Source organism: Polynucleobacter paneuropaeus, from assembly GCF_003261235.1.
Lineage (GTDB): Bacteria > Pseudomonadota > Gammaproteobacteria > Burkholderiales > Burkholderiaceae > Polynucleobacter > Polynucleobacter paneuropaeus.
In genome coordinates this window covers 722,745-740,043 of record NZ_CP030085.1, presented here as the reverse complement: position 1 = coordinate 740,043, position 17,299 = coordinate 722,745, and the positions used below count along the sequence as shown (strand labels likewise).

The following is a 17,299-nucleotide window of genomic DNA, read 5'->3' as shown; positions in this document are numbered from 1 at the left end:
CACATGACGTTATCCGAATTATGTATTCGGCGTCCCGTAATGACGGTACTGCTCTCAGTATCAACCGTCATCGCCGGTGCTGTTGCCTATCTCCATATTCCTGTTGCTGCGCTTCCTAGCTTTAACTCTCCCGTTATCTCGGTTAGCGCATCACTACCAGGTGCATCACCAGAGAATATGGCAGCCTCGGTTGCCCTGCCCTTAGAAAAAGAGTTCTCAACGATTGATGGTATTACGGTTATTAGCTCAAGCAACTTTCTGGGCACAACCAATATCACTCTCGAATTTAATAACGATCGAGATATTGATAAAGCTGCAGTAGACGTTCAAGCCGCCCTTCTACGGGCCCAAAAACGTTTGCCGATTGAGATGACGTCTCCTCCGTCTTATCGAAAAATTAATCCGGCTGATACTCCCGTTCTGATTGTCCGCATGAGTTCTCCGTCCATGAATCTCTCGGATCTCAACGACTATGCTGAGAACCTTCTGTCCCCTAACCTTTCGACGATTAGCGGTGTTGCCCAAGTGATTGTCTATGGCGCTAAACGCTATGCGGTGCGCATTCGCGTTCACCCTGATGCTTTAGCCAACCGTAATCTCACCATGGATGACGTGGCTACTGCTGTAAACAAAGCCAATACCAATAGTCCAGTGGGCGTCCTCGATGGCCCTCGTCAGTCCATTACCATTTATGCAAACCCACAGCTGGTTAAGCCTGAAGAATTTGGTAATCTCGTTATCACGCAAAAGAATGGCCTGCCAATTTATCTGCGAGATGTTGCTGAAGTAAGTCAAAGTTATGAGGATGTCAAAACCTGGGCGACAGCTGGTGGTCAGCGCTCGATCGCGATTGCCGTCCTTCGGCAACCCAGCGCCAATACAGTTGAGGTTGTTAATTCGATTAAAGCCCTGCTGCCAAAGCTACAAAAGCAGATGCCTGCTTCAATCAAGTTACAGCTGATAAACGATCGCTCGCTGTCAATCCTGGACTCAATTCATGATGTCAATATCACTTTAGCCTTAACGATCTTATTAGTGGTCTTGGTGATTTTCCTGTTCTTGAAGCACATCTCGGCAACCATCATTCCGACCATCAGTATGCCGATCTCCCTGATTGGGGCTTTTTTCATCCTCTATTTCATGGGCTATAGCCTTGATAACATTTCGCTTTTGGGAATCACGCTTGCTGTTGGCTTAGTTGTGGACGATGCCATCGTCGTTCTCGAAAATATCATGCGTTATGTCGAGGGTGGGATGGATCCCCTCAAAGCCTCTCTCAAGGGCAGCAAAGAAGTTGGCTTCACGATTATTTCGATCTCGATTTCTTTGGTTGCAATTTTCATTCCCCTGTTTTTTATGGCAGGTCCAATCGGTTTGCTCTTTCGAGAGTTTGCGGTGATTGTGACGCTGTCGATTCTGGTCTCTGCCATTGCCTCACTTACCATCGTTCCCTTGATGTGTAGTCGCTTCTTGCCAAAGCCTGGTGAGCACCCAAGAGAGTTTGCAATCAATAAAAAGTTTGACCGTATTTTTGAATGGATGCTCAAGACCTATATCCACTATTTGGATATGGCACTGAGAAACCGTAAGCGAGTATTATGGGGCGCCATTTCTACCTTCGTAATCACGATTGTTTTATTCATCTACACCCCTAAGGGCTTCTTCCCAGAGGAAGATATTGGGCAAATTTTTGCTACCACCGAGGCTTCAGAGGACATCTCATTTACTGCGATGCTGGCATTACAAGATCAAGCGGCTGCGATCGTTAACAATGATCCTAACGTCGATAGCTCAATCTCAGTTATCGGTGGAGGTGCTAGCTCAGGCTCTAATACAGGTCGCATCTTTATCATTCTTAAGCCTAAGGCAGATCGCCAAAAGATGGCACAAGTTATGGAAGGCTTACGCGCCAAGTTTAGAGAATTGCCTGGCCTTCAAGTCTATATGCGCCCTACCCAAAATCTTCAGCTGGGAGGCAAGAGCAGTAAGAGTCGCTATCAATTTACTTTGCAAAGTGTTGGCTTTGAGGGTGTAAATGAATGGGCCGACAAGCTCATGCAGAAAATGAAAGCCGATCCAATCTTTAGGGATGTCACTAGTGACTCTCAACTAAAGGGCTTAGGTATTCAAATTGAAATCAATCGAGAAAAGGCTGCCAACGCTGGTGTGACGATTGCCGACATTCGGACGGCACTTTACTCTTCATTTGGCGAGCGTCAGGTGTCGACTATCTATACACCAGTCAATACCTACTACGCTATCTTAGAAACAGCGGCTGAAGACCGTCAATACGAAACCGATCTCAATAAGATTTATGTACGTGGCCGAGCTACTGATAAATTGGTACCCCTGTCCAGCGTAGCTAGCTTTGTTCGTAAAGTAGGCCCCACTGCTGTGAACCACCAGGGACAAATTCCGGCGGTGACCTTGTCATTTAACTTGGCACCGGATGTGTTCTTGGGCGATGCAACTAAGAAAATTGAATCCTATTGCACAGAGATCGGCCTTCCCTCTTCCATCATTACCAGCTATGGTGGTGATGCCGCGGTTTTTAAGAGCAACCAATCTGGGCAAATGATTTTACTTTTGGCGGCACTGGGTGTGATTTACATCATTCTTGGTGTTTTATACGAAAGCTACATCCATCCACTGACTATTCTTGCGGGCTTGCCATCTGCCGCGATTGGAGCGATCTTGTCTTTGCGTCTATTTGGCTTTGAGCTCACCGTGATCGCCTCGATTGGCATCTTGCTCTTGATTGGTATTGTGAAGAAGAATGCGATTTTGATGATCGACTTTGCTCTGCAGGCGCAACGGGGTCAAGGCATGACTCCCGAAAAGGCGATTCGAGAAGCTTGTATCTTGCGCTTCCGCCCCATCATGATGACCACCTTTGCAGCTTTGATGGGCGCTATACCTATTGCTTTTGGTTTAGGTGCAGGCGCTGAGCTTCGTCAGCCATTAGGCATTACGGTTGCAGGGGGCTTAATCTTCTCTCAATTTGTGACCTTGATTATTACGCCCGTAATTTATCTCTACTTGGATAAATATGCAGGAAATGGGCCTATGGAAATTCCAGAATCCGTCTTAGAGGGCACCTAATATGCGTCAAGTCATTCTCGATACCGAAACAACCGGATTAAATCCTGCTACTGGTGACCGCATTATTGAAATCGGCTGTATTGAGATGGTCGGTCGACGATTAACGGATCGGACCTTTCATCATTACATCAATCCTGAACGCGATATTGATGCAGGTGCTTTTGCTGTTCACGGACTTTCAAGAGAATTTCTATCTGACAAGCCAGTCTTTGGCAATATTGTTGAGCAGCTAATAGAGTTTGTCGATGGTGCTGAGATCGTCATTCATAATGCAGCGTTTGACTTGGGCTTCTTAGATAACGAATTTGCCTTACTTAAGAGACCCCCTTTTAGAAACCTAGCCTCCAAGATTACCGACACCCTACTCGATGCTCGGCAAATGTTTCCAGGTAAACGCAACTCTCTAGATGCTCTCTGCGAACGTTTTTCGATTAGTAATGAGCACCGCACTCTACATGGTGCTTTATTGGATGCGCAATTACTTGCCGAGGTCTATTTGGCAATGACTCGGGGTCAAGAGGACCTCACCATTGATCTGATTGACTATACGGTCAATCACGATGCTGCTGGCCAGCCTAAGGCGCTACCTACCAAGCTCAAGCTAATGGCTGCTAGTGCAGAAGACTGCAAAGCACATGAGCAAATCTTGGCAGACATTGCCAAGGCTAGCAAAAAAGATCCCGTCTGGAGTGCTTAAATCGCTGCAGCGATTGCCTTACCAAGATCATCCGTCTTAGCTGTCCCGCCCAAATCCGGTGTTAAAGGTGAGTTCTTGGGTCCAGCTGCGAGGACTTTCTCAATCGCAGTAAAGATCGCTTTGCCAGCCTCTGGATATCCGAGGTGATCTAGCATCATTGAACCACTCCAAATTTGTCCAATGGGATTGGCAATCATCTTGCCGTAGATATCGGGTGCTGAACCATGAACAGGCTCAAACAAAGATGGGAACTTCCCTTCAGGATTAATACTGCCCGATGGTGCAACCGCAATCGTGCCGGTACAAGCAGGACCTAGATCGGACAAGATATCGCCAAAGAGATTACTTGCAACCACCACATCAAAACGATCAGGGTTCATAACAAACTGTGCCGTCAAAATATCGATGTGGTACTTATCAGTTTTAACATCGGCATAGTGCTTAGCCATAGCTTCAACACGCTCATCCCAATAAGGCATCGTAATGGCAATACCGTTAGATTTGGTAGCTGAGGTGAGGTGCTTCTTAGGACGACTCTGCGCCAAATCATATGCGTACTTCAAAATACGATCTACACCGTAACGGGTAAATACAGACTCCTGAACTACGAACTCACGATCGGTATCAGGGAACATTTTTCCGCCCACGCTCGAGTACTCACCTTCTGTGTTCTCACGTACAACGAAGAAATCGATATCACCTGGCTTACGATTCGCCAAGGGGCAAGGTACGCCGGGTAAAAGACGCACAGGACGTAAGTTAACGTATTGATCAAAACCTCTACGGAACTGAATCAAACTTCCCCACAACGATACGTGGTCAGGAATGATGTTTGGCATACCGACAGCACCAAAGAAAATGGCATCGTATTGCATCAAGGTTTCAAACCAATTGTCAGGCATCATCTTGCCGTGCTTTTGGTAATAATCACAGCTAGCAAAATCAAAATGGTCGAATTGCATACCGATACCAAATTTACTATTCGCCACCTCAAGAGCACGCACCCCTTCTGGCATCACTTCTTTACCAATACCATCACCTGCAATCACTGCAATTTTAGGGTTCTTGAAAATCTTTTTTGAGTTCATCAGTTTTGTCTATTAGTTGGTTATGTTGATTTATTTTACTAGTGATAAAGCTTAGCTAATCGCCCGACGAATGTCGTCGACACTGGTCTTAATACCCCGCTCTACGCTCTCAGTGTCGTGCTCAGTCGTATTCTCAATTGTCTCAGAAGCAAATTCTTGCATCCGTAGATTGTCTTTGGGGCAAATGGGTGCGCCATAGCTAGCCCAGCGCTTGAGCAAGGTCACCTCGTACCCACATTGTGCGCACTTAGCCTTGCTGCGACTGGCATTACTGGGACGCGGCGGTGGAAACACAATCGCTTGGTGTGGATAAGGGCCGAGTTCTTGACTAATCATGGAGAGTTTGACCATCAGCTCTTCAGTTGCGTGCGCCATTCTGGCTGGGCCTTCAAGCCCCACAGTTTGAGCAATGCCTTTGAAATCCTCTCCATGACCACTAAAACAGTCATCGACTGCGTGGCATAACTCATGCACCAAGGTATCCAACAATTGCACTGGGTCATCGAGTTTTGGGGAGATGAAGATTTCATTGACACCACCACCAGATCGTTCACGTGGCCAGCACTGACCTAAAGTTGTGCGCGGACTACTCGAAGCCGGAAAGCCGCAGGAGACTCTCACGGGTGGTATCGCATAACCCGCTTTAGAAAATACGGGCTCTAAATGCCTGACTGCGTCTTGTAACCAGGACTCGCGGACAGCATGTTGCTTTGATTCTGCCTTCATCTTTAGCGTTGTCCTATTTTCACGCCACCAAAGACGGCTTGAGCTTCACGAGGTAAACAACGCCAATAACGCTCATTAGCAACTACAGTGGCACCGAGCGCTGCAGCAGCCTCCCAGCCCCAACGGGGTTTGTAAAGGAAAGCTCTAGCCAAAGCAACTAGATCAGCATCTCCATCTTGCAAGATCTCTTCTGCTTGATGAGGGTCAGTAATTAAGCCTACCGCCATGGTTGGTAAGCCCGATTTTTCTTTAACGATCTTGGCAAACGGTATTTGATACTTGGGTCCAATCGCAATCTTTTGCAATGGGGAAATTCCGCCAGAAGAGATGTGCACGTAGTCACAGCCAATCGCTTTAAGTTGCACAGCGAACTGGGCGGTTTCTTCTGGGGTCCAACCACCCTCAACCCAATCATGTGCTGAAATCCGAATTCCGAGTACGCCAGAGTAGCTTGCTCTGACTGCTTTGAATAACTCTAGTGGAAAACGAATACGATTCTCAAAAGATCCACCGTATTCATCACTGCGTTGATTGGCAATGGGAGATAAAAATTGATGTAGCAAGTAGCCATGTGCGCCATGCAATTCAACCCCTTGAATGCCAATGCGAGCTGCGCGAGTTGCCGCAGTCACAAATGACTGAATCATTTCTTTGAGTTCATCTTTGGAGAGCTCATGCGGCAAACGCTCTCCTTCCAGTTGAGCAATAGCGGATGGGGCTTCGGTTTCCCAGCCACCCTGATCTACTGCCAAGAGTTGTCCGCCATCCCATGGCGTTGCACTCGAAGCCTTGCGACCCGCATGTGCTAACTGAATAAATACCGGAATGGCAGGAGCCAACTTACGAGCCCGACTGAGTTTATCTTTTAGCGCTGCTTCGGTACGGTCATCCCACAAACCTAGACATGCCGGCGTAATGCGTCCCTCAGGAGTCACTCCCGTAGCCTCAATAATGAATAGACCAGCCCCGCTATTTAAGAGATTGCCCCAGTGCATTAAATGCCAGTCTGTTGCCTCTCCATTAAGAGCTGAATACTGGCACATCGGTGCAACGACAATGCGGTTAGCGAGGTTTAGAGGGCCTTTGGGAGAGGGCAAGGTGTAGCTGGAAAAAAGCAAGCTCATAAGGGCCTTAAAGTGCAAAAAATGGGGTTATCAGACTTAAAACAGCGAAAGCGATAGAATACCTAAAACAAGAATAAAGGAGACCCTCTTTCGTGATCCCCACGACTCTGGAAACCCTCTTTTTGCCGACAAACCCCTAAGTTTACGAAATACACATTATGAAGAATGCACCACAAGCCTTTGAATCTAAAGAAGATGTTGGCCATTATGTTGGCGGCAAGATCGTCACCCCTCAAGATGGTCGCTTTGCAGACGTCTACAACCCCTCTACCGGCTCGGTAGCCCGTCGGGTTGCCTTGGCCAGTCGTAAGGATGTTGATGCGGCTGTGGCCCTTGCTGAGACCGCATTTCAGACCTGGGGCCAGACCTCCCCTTTGCGCCGCGCACGGATTATGTTCAAGTATTTGGAGCTCCTTAATGCCCATCGCGATGAACTAGCTGCCATGATCACTGCTGAGCATGGGAAAGTATTTACCGATGCTCAAGGTGAAGTAACCCGCGGGATCGAGATCGTGGAATTTGCGACTGGCATTCCTGAGCTGCTCAAGGGTGATTACACCGAACAAGTTTCGACTGGGATTGATAACTGGGTGATGCGCCAACCTTTGGGTGTTGTAGCCGGCATTACGCCTTTTAACTTCCCCGTCATGGTTCCCATGTGGATGTTCCCAGTCGCAATCGCCTGTGGCAACACCTTTATCCTCAAGCCTAGCCCAACTGACCCTTCCCCTGCCTTATTAATGGCTAAGCTCCTCAAAGAAGCGGGCTTGCCTGATGGGGTATTTAATGTGGTGCAAGGCGACAAAGAAGCCGTTGATGCTTTGATTGAGAACCCAGACGTTAAGGCAGTCAGCTTCGTCGGTTCAACCCCGATTGCTAATTACATTTATGAGCGCTGTGCACATTTTGGCAAACGCTCACAAGCATTGGGTGGCGCCAAGAATCACATGGTGATCATGCCGGATGCCGACATGGACAAAGCAATTGACGCTCTCATTGGCGCGGCCTATGGCTCTGCTGGTGAACGCTGCATGGCGATCTCAGTAGCAGTCTTAGTTGGTACTGCTGCTGACAAGATCATGCCTAAACTGATTGAGCGTACCAAGACCCTGAAGGTTAAGAATGGCATGGAGCTTGACGCTGAAATGGGTCCAATCGTTACTAAAGTAGCGCTCGATAGAATTACTGGTTACATCGAGAGTGGCGTTGCCTCTGGCGCTAAATTATTGGTGGATGGTCGCGGTCTCAAAGTCCCAGGCCATGAGAATGGCTTCTTCATCGGCGGCACTTTATTTGATAACGTGACGCCCGATATGAAGATTTATCTCGAGGAGATCTTTGGGCCAGTTCTCTCATGCTTGCGCGTAGCGAACTTTACCGACGCCTTGAACCTAGTCAACTCCTGCGAATACGGTAACGGCGTAGCCTGCTTCACCAGTGACGGCAATATCGCCCGTGAGTTTGCACGCCGCGTTCAAGTCGGCATGGTAGGCATCAACGTACCTATTCCTGTGCCGATGGCATGGCATGGCTTTGGTGGTTGGAAAAAATCCCTCTTTGGGGATATGCATGCCTACGGTAAAGAAGGTGTTCGCTTCTATACAAAGCAAAAGAGCGTGATGCAGCGCTGGCCTGAAAGTATCGACAAAGGTGCAGAGTTTGTGATGCCGACTTCGAAGTAAGCGAGTTGATACGGTAGCCATAAAAATAGCGATCTTCGGATCGCTATTTTTTATCCTCAATGAAGCAGCATGCAATCTATTGCAAAGTATCTTTGAATGCAGGCAATAATGGCATCGCCATGACTTCAATGCCTTCATCGCGCAAAGCCTCAGCTTCATCCAAAGTCGTTTGACCACGGATGCTACGCTCAGGAGATTCTTTATAGTGCATTTTTCTGGCCTCTTCTGCAAATGCAGAACCCACATCCTCAGAGCGCCCCATCAGCTCACGCATTCCCTTAAGGAAAGTCGCTTGGACTTGAGCTTCCAATTGAGAGTGATCGTTACCGGCTAATGCTAATACATCACCACTAATGCTTCCTTGTGGAGTTATAGAAGCTTGAGGAGCATTAACCAGTGCTGTACCGGGGCTTGAGCTAGATTTGGCGATATGCGGCGCAGAAGGCATCCGAACTATCTCGGTGCTATCGCATAAAGGACAAGCTAGGATGCCATTGGCTTGTTGGGAGACGCAGTCCGCTTCAGACGCAAACCAACCCTCAAAGCGATGATCTAAGGGGCAGGATAAATTGTAGACTTTCATAAAACCTAAATGGGGGCAAATATGCCAAATTCAATACCCCTATTTTATCGGGTTTATGCAGGACTGGCTTAAGAACCCAGGGCGCTGGGTTTAACCAGATTACGGCGATAGCGATCTAACCAATAAATTGCAATGGTTGTCTTGACGTCGGTAATGACGCCCTGCTCTACCCAGGCTAAGATTTCATCCAAAGGGGCAGCAAAGACATCGAGAAACTCTTCCTCATCTAAGCGACTCTTACCAGCTTGCAGACCTTCGGCCAAATAGATATCAATGAACTCCGTTGAATACGAAATCACCGGGTGAATCCGGCGGATATAGCTCCACTTACTAGCAGAGTAACCTGTTTCTTCTTCGAGCTCTCTTTGCGCACAAACCAATGGATCTTCATTGGGATCTAATTTGCCAGCTGGGATCTCCATGCAGACTTTAGCGATGGGGTAACGGTACTGACGCTCCAATAGAATGCGACCATCATCCAGGAGTGCCAAAATAGCGACGGCACCAGGGTGGGTCAAATACTCTCGCACCGCTTCTTGGCCATCGGGTAAGCTAACCCGATCGCGCTTCATGTTCAGGAAAATACCACCGTAAATATCTTCGCCTGAGATTCTCTCTTCACGAAGATGCTGATCACCTGGGGGTAAGTCGTGAAGCGATTTTTCGGTCATGGTAGGACCTCAGCGAGGGCTTAAGAGCCTAATAATGTGCGACGCATTGCGTCGAGGCAAGTCGCCATCAGGCCGCCTGGGAAGATACCCAAGACCAGCACCAGAATGCAATTGAGACTCAAGAGTCCTTTAGCAAAGGTGGATCCTGATACAGTGGTCTCATGCAAAGGTTCATCAAAGTACATGACCTTCACTACCCGCAAATAGTAGAAAGCGCCAATCAAGGAGGCGATCACCGCGATGATTGCGATGAAAGTATGCTGCGCATCGACCAAAGCCTCAAGTACGGACAGCTTCGCCGCAAAGCCTACTGTTGGAGGAATACCCGCTAAGGAGAACATCATGACTAGACCAATAAAGGCAAACCAGGGATGTTTCTTATTTAAGCCCTTTAAGCCATCCAAGGTTTCACAGTCGTAACCTTTACGTGACAGCAATATCAATAAACCGAAGCTACCCAGCGTGGTTAAGACATAGGTAATAACGTAATAGGTTGAGGCACTAAATGCATGATCATCAAACACCGAAAGCATACCGAGCATCACAAAGCCCATTTGCGCAATCGCTGAGTAGGCCAACATGCGCTTGACATTGGTTTGCGCAATCGCTGTGACGTTACCAACAACCAAGGACAGAATGGATAATAGTACCAACATGGGTTGCCAGTCACCCAAGAGTGGCAACAAGGTATTCACCAATAAGCGGAATAACAATCCAAAAGCTGCAATCTTGGGGGCTGCAGCAATCATCAGAGTTACCGCAGTTGGGGCACCTTGATACACATCAGGTACCCACATATGAAACGGCACTACCCCTAACTTAAAGGCTAAACCAGCAACAATAAAGACGAGACCAAAGGCCATCACTAAGTGATTTACACGGGGATCAGCTACCGTTTTAAAGATCTCAATGAGATCGAGTGATCCTGTGACTCCGTAGAGCATAGACATTCCGTAGAGCAAGAAACCGGAAGCCAATGCGCCCAAGATGAAATACTTAATTGCGGCCTCGACACTCTTTTCACTATTGTGGCGCATTGCTACCAGGGCGTAGGTGGGCAAAGCCATTAACTCAAGACCGAGATAAAGAGTCAAGAGATTGGAACCTGAAATCAAGACCAATTGACCAAGCAAAGCTAACAGACTCAGAACAATAAAGTCAGGGCGGAACATGCCTCGATCTATCAAATACTGCTTAGAGTAGATCAAGCTGATCAAGACAGCGCCGCAAGAGCAGGCTTTGAGGAGATTAGAGAATGGATCTGACTGGAATAAACCATTCATAGCCACGAGTGAGACATCGCTAATGCGGCTGGCAAAAACAATGGCTAAGTAGGCCAGCAAAATCATGGTGAAGAAATAGACAAATCCCACGCCGCGTGGGGTGTGGAAAATATCTTGTTCTAATCCAGCTTTGGCTGGCTGTCGCTCTCGAACATAAACACTGGCAACCAGAAGTACGCAGGTAACAACTAGCAGTACAAGTTCAGGCAGGATGGCAAAAAGGTCAAAGGCTTGCATGTGCTTTTACTCAGATTTTGCTAACAGCAACATGCTGCAGCAGATTAATCACAGCGGGATGAATAATATCGGTAAAAGGCTTGGGATAGACGCCCATGCCCAATACGCAGATTGTCAACACAGCCATCATGAAATACTCGCGGGCATTGAGATCTTTCAGCTCCTCAACGTGTTTGTTGTGGATTGCACCAAAAAATACGCGCTTGACCATCCATAGAGAATACGCTGCGCCCAAAATCAAAGCAGTGGCTGACAAGATGCCGATCAGGAAGTCGTAATCGACTGCAGCCAGAATCACCATGAACTCCCCCACGAAACCAGAAGTCGCTGGTAAGCCACAGTTGGCCATCGCCATTAGAACCGCAAATGCAGTAAAGGCTGGCATCTTATGGACCACGCCGCCGTAATCCGCAATTTGACGGGTGTGCATGCGGTCATACAGCACACCAATGGAGAGGAACATCGCGCCGGATACGAAACCGTGCGAGATCATTTGAACAATACCGCCCTCCACGCCCAAGGGGCTGAAGAGGAAGAAGCCCAGAGTAACAAAGCCCATGTGGGCCACTGATGAATAGGCCACCAGTTTTTTCATATCCTTTTGGACTAGAGCTACTGTTCCAACATAAATCACTGCTACTAAAGACAAGAAGATGATGAAGGGACCGAGGTATTGGCTAGCATCTGGAGCAATGGGTAAAGAGAAACGCAAGAAACCATAAGCACCCAGCTTCAACATGATTGCTGCCAAGACTACCGAGCCACCCGTAGGTGCCTCAACGTGCACATCAGGCAACCAAGTATGTAGTGGCCACATGGGCACCTTCACAGCGAAAGCCATAAAAAAGGCAAAGAAAATCAGTACTTGTTCTACGATATCCAAAGGGGCTTTTTGCCAAGTCAAGATGTCAAAGGTATTGGTCGCGTTATACAGATACAGCATCGCGATCAAGGTCAATAAAGAACCCAGCAAGGTGTACAGGAAGAATTTGAAAGCCGCATAGATCCGGTTATGACCACCCCACACACCAATAATGATGTACATCGGAATCAGGGTAGCTTCAAAGAAAACATAGAACAGTAATGCATCAAGTGCAGCAAAGACGCCAATCATCAATCCAGAAAGGATCAGGAAAGAAGCCATGTACTGCGATACCTTCTTATCAATGACTTCCCAAGCAGCAATCACCACAAAGATATTGATGAAAGCGGTCAGAACAATGAACCAAACAGAAATGCCATCAACCCCTAAGTGGTAGTTAATGTCATAACGGGGAATCCAAGGGATGTTCTGCACAAATTGCATGCCAGGATTAGCAATGTCAAATTGCAAAATCAAAGGCAGGGTTGCAATAAAACCAATGATCGATCCAATCAGGGCAAGCCAACGCACACCGGCATTAGGATGCTCAGACCCATAAAACAAGATGATGAGTCCAAAGAAAATCGGGATCCAGATGGCGAAGGAAAGAATCATGATGGCTACTTAAGTAACAAAGGCCTAGCGAACAAAAGGCAGGTAAGCGTACAAAACCCAAGCCAGCAATACCGCTAAGCCTGCAATCATTGCAAAGGCATAGTGATAGAGATAACCGGATTGCAAATGGCGAATCACACCAGCAAAGCGTCCTATAGCATGGGCACTGCCATTGACCACGAACCCATCGATGATCTTTTGATCACCACGATGCCACAAGATGCCGCCAATCCATAGTAGTCCTTTAGCAAAGAAGGCTTGGTTGAAGGCATCTAGGTAATACTTGTTGTCAAGTAATACCTTGATTGGTGCGAGAGCCTGAGCAAACTTCTCTGGCAACTTGGTTGCCCACAAATAACCAATCGCTGCAGATAGCACTCCTAGCGCAACCAATAAGAGCACTGGTGAGGTAAAGGCATGCAATGCCATGGCAATCGGGCCATGGAACTCTTCAGCCAATTCCATCATGGCTGGATGCTTACTGATATCAACAAAAATAGAGTCACCAAAGAAAGTGCCGAATAGCATGGGTTCAATAGTGTAGAAACCAATAATGACTGAAGGAATCGCTAGCAGAATCAATGGCAAAGTCACAACCAAAGGAGATTCGTGGGGCTTCTCACCTGGGGCAAGACCATGGTGAGCGTGATCATCACCCTCTTCTGCGTGATGGTGATCGTGTGCATGAGAATCTGCATGGCCCCAGCGAGCCTTGCCGTGGAATACATAGAAGTAGAGACGGAAAGAATATAAGGCAGTAACAAACACGCTAGCCATGACAGCAAAGTACGCAAAGCCCGATCCAGGAATATGGCTTGCCGCAACAGCCTCAATAATCGAGTCTTTTGAATAGAAGCCAGAGAAGAATGGTGTGCCGATTAATGCCAGGTTACCTAAAAGCATCATCAAGCAAGTGATTGGCATGTACTTCCACAGACCACCCATCTTGCGCATATCTTGCTCATGATGCATTCCCAAAATCACGCTACCAGCAGCAAGGAATAACAATGCCTTAAAGAAAGCGTGGGTCATCAGATGGAAAATCGCTACTGGGTAAGCAGAAACACCCAATGCTACGGTCATGTAACCCAGTTGAGACAAAGTGGAATACGCTACTACCCGCTTGATATCGTTTTGCACAATGCCGAGGAAGCCCATAAAGAGCGCAGTAATCGATCCAATCACCAAAATAAAGCTCAAGGCGACATCAGACAGCTCAAAGAGTGGCGACATCCGTGCCACCATAAAGATACCGGCGGTCACCATGGTTGCGGCATGAATCAAAGCAGAAATTGGGGTTGGACCTTCCATGGAATCAGGCAACCAAACATGCAGTGGGAACTGGGCTGATTTACCCATGGCACCGATAAACAAGCAGATACAAGCAACCGTGACTAAGTTCCAGCCAGTACCAGGCAAACTTTGTGCTGCTAATGCTGTGTTTTGGGCAAAGATCACGTCGTACTGCATTGAGCCAGTACTAGCCAACAACAATCCAATACCGAGAATGAAACCAAAGTCACCAACGCGGTTGACTAAGAAAGCCTTCATATTGGCAAACACAGCGGACTGGCGCTCAAAGTAGAAACCAATCAAGAGATAAGAAACAACGCCTACCGCTTCCCAACCGAAGAAGAGTTGCAAGAGGTTATTGCTCATGACCAGCATCAGCATGGCAAAGGTAAATAAAGAAATGTAAGAGAAGAAGCGGTTATAACCCTCCTCACCCGCCATGTACCCAATGGTGTAGATATGGACCATTAAAGACACAAAGGTCACCACACACATCATGGTGGCGGTCAATGGATCGATTAAGAAACCAATGTCGAGGTTGAGCTCACCCAATTGCATCCAGTGATAAACGGTGCCATTGAAGTAAAAACCATCCATGACCTGAACTAGTACAAAGCATGACAGGACAAAGGCAATCATCACGCCCAAGATGGTGACAAACTGACAGGCTCCGTGACCAATGCGCTCACCGCCCAATTTAGTACCGAAGAAGCCAGCAATGGCAGAACCAATCAGTGGTGCCAAAGGCACAGCGCAAAGAACGGGAAGGGTTAGGGTAAATTGCATGACTAGCCTTTTAGGTGGTCAAGGTCTTCAGCATTGATCGTATCTACCTTACGGAAGAGTACAACCAAAATTGCTAAACCAATCGCTGCTTCAGCAGCGGCCACGGTCAGAATGAAAAATACGAATACTTGACCTGCCATATCACCCAAGTAATGGGAGAAGGCAACAAAGTTTAAATTGACTGAGAGCAGCATGAGTTCGATCGCCATCAATAGAACAATCACGTTCTTGCGATTGAGGAAAATACCAATCACGCTCGTCGCAAACAAAATTGCGCTCAGTACAAGGTAGTGCGCCAGGGTTACAGTCATTTCTTTTCTCCCCGGGCATCTTGCTTCGCAGCCATATCGGTATCCATTTTGACGATCCGCATCCGGTCTGAAGCTTTGACATTAATTTGCTCAGCTACGTTCTGGGCTTTCGCATCCTTACGATTACGCAAGGTCAATGCAACGGCAGCAATGATAGCAACCAATAAAATGACGCCAGCGACTTCAAAGGCATAGACATAATCAACGAAGATCAACATACCCAGAGCCTTAGTATTGCTCATGGTAGATTCTTCCAGCATGGGCTGCACGGGTGAACTAGTACCAATAAAGCTACGAATCAAGACAATCGATAGCTCGAGCACAATCACCGCACCCATTAAGAATGCGACTGGCAAATACTTCTTAAAGTCACGACGTAAGTGCTCCAGATCCAGATCGAGCATCATCACCACGAATAGGAACAGCACCATCACCGCGCCTACATAAACCAAGATCAAAGCCAAACTGAGAAACTCCGCTTTGAGCAACATCCACAAGCCTGAAGCGCAGAAGAAAGCCAGCACCAGAAATAAGGCAGCGTGAACTGGGTTACGCGCAGTAATCACACGCAAAGCAGAAATAACCAATAAGCCTGCAAAGGCGTAGAAGAAAACCGAGAAGATTGTGGAGGTATCGAATGTCATGGGGCTATGGCTCGATTCGATTAACGGTAAGGTGCATCAGCTGCACGGTTAACTGCAATATCTTTTTCATACTTGTCGCCTACTGCCAGCAGCATCTCTTTCGTAAAATAGAGGTCACCCCGCTTATCGCCAAAATATTCAAAAATATTGGTCTCGACAATCGCATCGACTGGGCAAGCTTCTTCGCAAAAGCCACAGAAGATACATTTAGTAAGGTCAATGTCATAGCGACTGGTACGACGTGTGCCGTCGTCGCGCTCAGCGGTTTCAATCGTTATGGCGTAGGCAGGACAAACCGCCTCACACAATTTACAACCAATACAACGCTCTTCCCCGTTCTCATAACGACGCAGAGCATGTAAGCCGCGGAAGCGTGGAGACTGAGGTGTTTTCTCTTCTGGATACTGAATCGTAATCTTGGGCTTAAAGAGATAGCGACCGGTAATCGACATACCAGTCAAAATGTCTTTGAGCATCAAGCTATTGAGAAATTGGTTGATTTTCTTAATCATCGTCTTTACCTATTTCCAAATATTCCAAGGCGATACCACCCAGGCACCAACAACCATGACCCAAAATACGGAGATGGGAATAAAAATCTTCCAGCCCAAACGCATGATCTGGTCATAGCGATAGCGAGGCAAAGTAGCCCGCAACCAAATCACACAAGACAAGAGGAAGAAGGTCTTAGCAAATAACCAGAAGAAGCCAGGAATATCACGCAAGATTGGCAAATCCACAATCGGCAACCAGCCACCCAAGAACATCGTGGATGCTAAGGCAGCGATCAAAATCATATTGGCGTATTCAGCCAAGAAGAACATCGCAAAAGCCATACCCGAGTACTCGACCATATGGCCCGCAACAATTTCCGACTCCCCTTCAACTACGTCGAATGGGTGGCGATTAGTCTCAGCCACGCCGGAAATAAAGTAGATCACAAACATTGGTAATAAAGGCAACCAGTTCCAGGAGAGGAAGTTCAGGCCCATGCTGGCGAAATAACCTTGATTTTGAGATTCAACAATCGTGCTCAAATTTAAAGAGCCAGAAGTTAACAAGACGGTTACCAAGGCAAAGCCCATGGCAATCTCATAAGAGATCATCTGAGCAGATGCTCGCATCGCGCCCAAGAATGGATATTTTGAGTTTGATGACCAGCCAGCCAGAATGACGCCATAAACGCCAATGGAGGAAATCGCCATCACATACAGCAAGCCTGCATTGACATCAGATAGGACCATTTTTGCCTGGAAAGGAATCACAGCCCAAGCAGCAAAAGCCGGCATGATTACCATCACTGGTGCAATGATGTAGAGCACCTTGCTTGCTTGTGCAGGAGAAATGATCTCTTTCATCAAGAGCTTGAGAGCATCAGCAATCGGTTGCAATAAACCTAAAGGACCAACTCGATTAGGTCCAAGACGGATGTGCATCCAACCGATGAGCTTTCTTTCCCAGAGGGTCAGATAAGCAACCGCACCAAACATTGGCAGAACAATAATGACAATGCGTACCAAGGCCCAAACTAATGGCCACAAGGAACCAAAAATGGCTTGTCCTTGAGTAGTTACGAGATTTAAGAAATCCGCCAT

15 protein-coding genes are annotated in these 17,299 nt (G+C 47.4%); 3 read left to right on the top strand and 12 right to left on the bottom strand.

Going from position 1 to position 17,299, the window contains the following annotated elements; all coding sequences use genetic code 11:
* Window positions 1–3: 3 nt before the first annotated feature.
* Together Pas1_RS03975 and dnaQ are read left to right on the top strand one after the other, a co-directional pair.
* Entirely contained in the window at window positions 4–3,102 is a 3,099-nt protein-coding gene (locus tag Pas1_RS03975) for an efflux RND transporter permease subunit (RefSeq protein ID WP_112294567.1), read from the top strand.
* A 1-nt stretch (window position 3,103) separates the two neighbouring features.
* Window positions 3,104–3,799: a DNA polymerase III subunit epsilon gene (gene dnaQ / locus Pas1_RS03970; RefSeq protein WP_112204308.1), complete on the top strand. Its 696-nt coding sequence runs from the start codon at window positions 3,104–3,106 to the stop codon at window positions 3,797–3,799.
* Here the strand turns inward: dnaQ and Pas1_RS03965 are convergent.
* From Pas1_RS03965 to Pas1_RS03955, 3 genes are read right to left on the bottom strand one after another with little or no spacing between them, the layout of a single operon-like run.
* A complete protein-coding gene (locus Pas1_RS03965) occupies window positions 3,796–4,887 on the bottom strand; it encodes a tartrate dehydrogenase (protein ID WP_112204310.1) in 1,092 nt (363 codons plus the stop codon). The two genes, dnaQ and Pas1_RS03965, sit on opposite strands and share 4 nt — an antisense overlap.
* Window positions 4,888–4,938: 51 nt before the next feature.
* Window positions 4,939–5,613, bottom strand: coding sequence for a SprT family zinc-dependent metalloprotease (locus tag Pas1_RS03960; protein ID WP_112209321.1), 675 nt, complete (start codon window positions 5,611–5,613; stop codon window positions 4,939–4,941).
* Between the two features lie 2 nt (window positions 5,614–5,615).
* Window positions 5,616–6,737, bottom strand: a complete 1,122-nt coding sequence (locus Pas1_RS03955; protein ID WP_112294566.1) for an NADH:flavin oxidoreductase/NADH oxidase — start codon at window positions 6,735–6,737, stop codon at window positions 5,616–5,618.
* Window positions 6,738–6,895: 158 nt separating this feature from the next.
* On the opposite strand from Pas1_RS03955, the gene Pas1_RS03950 reads away from it, so the two are divergent.
* The gene (locus Pas1_RS03950; RefSeq protein ID WP_112294565.1) at window positions 6,896–8,419 is read left to right on the top strand and encodes a CoA-acylating methylmalonate-semialdehyde dehydrogenase; all 1,524 of its coding nucleotides are present in this window, start codon (window positions 6,896–6,898) and stop codon (window positions 8,417–8,419) included.
* A gap of 76 nt (window positions 8,420–8,495) precedes the next feature.
* Here the strand turns inward: Pas1_RS03950 and Pas1_RS03945 are convergent, their stop codons facing one another.
* From Pas1_RS03945 to nuoH, 9 genes are all read right to left on the bottom strand, one after another.
* Window positions 8,496–9,002 (bottom strand): DUF1178 family protein, encoded by a 507-nt coding sequence (locus Pas1_RS03945; protein ID WP_112294564.1) that lies wholly within the window; start codon window positions 9,000–9,002, stop codon window positions 8,496–8,498.
* Window positions 9,003–9,070: 68 nt separating this feature from the next.
* Complete coding sequence (locus Pas1_RS03940; RefSeq protein ID WP_112204320.1) at window positions 9,071–9,673, bottom strand: NUDIX domain-containing protein; 603 nt, start codon at window positions 9,671–9,673, stop codon at window positions 9,071–9,073.
* Between the two features lie 20 nt (window positions 9,674–9,693).
* Window positions 9,694–11,193 (bottom strand): NADH-quinone oxidoreductase subunit NuoN, encoded by a 1,500-nt coding sequence (gene nuoN, locus Pas1_RS03935; protein WP_112294563.1) that lies wholly within the window; start codon window positions 11,191–11,193, stop codon window positions 9,694–9,696.
* A gap of 10 nt (window positions 11,194–11,203) precedes the next feature.
* Window positions 11,204–12,670 carry an NADH-quinone oxidoreductase subunit M gene (locus tag Pas1_RS03930; protein ID WP_112209325.1) on the bottom strand — a complete coding sequence of 489 codons (1,467 nt, stop codon included), beginning with the start codon at window positions 12,668–12,670 and terminating at the stop codon, window positions 11,204–11,206.
* A 24-nt stretch (window positions 12,671–12,694) separates the two neighbouring features.
* Entirely contained in the window at window positions 12,695–14,749 is a 2,055-nt protein-coding gene (gene nuoL, locus Pas1_RS03925) for an NADH-quinone oxidoreductase subunit L (protein ID WP_112294562.1), read from the bottom strand.
* A 2-nt stretch (window positions 14,750–14,751) separates the two neighbouring features.
* Window positions 14,752–15,060 carry an NADH-quinone oxidoreductase subunit NuoK gene (gene nuoK, locus Pas1_RS03920; protein WP_112204328.1) on the bottom strand — a complete coding sequence of 103 codons (309 nt, stop codon included), beginning with the start codon at window positions 15,058–15,060 and terminating at the stop codon, window positions 14,752–14,754.
* Complete coding sequence (locus tag Pas1_RS03915; protein ID WP_112294561.1) at window positions 15,057–15,704, bottom strand: NADH-quinone oxidoreductase subunit J; 648 nt, start codon at window positions 15,702–15,704, stop codon at window positions 15,057–15,059. The genes nuoK and Pas1_RS03915 overlap by 4 nt, the downstream gene beginning before the upstream one ends.
* Window positions 15,705–15,724: 20 nt before the next feature.
* Window positions 15,725–16,216: an NADH-quinone oxidoreductase subunit NuoI gene (nuoI, locus tag Pas1_RS03910; protein WP_112204332.1), complete on the bottom strand. Its 492-nt coding sequence runs from the start codon at window positions 16,214–16,216 to the stop codon at window positions 15,725–15,727.
* A gap of 9 nt (window positions 16,217–16,225) precedes the next feature.
* Window positions 16,226–17,299, bottom strand: a complete 1,074-nt coding sequence (gene nuoH / locus Pas1_RS03905) for an NADH-quinone oxidoreductase subunit NuoH (protein WP_112294560.1) — start codon at window positions 17,297–17,299, stop codon at window positions 16,226–16,228.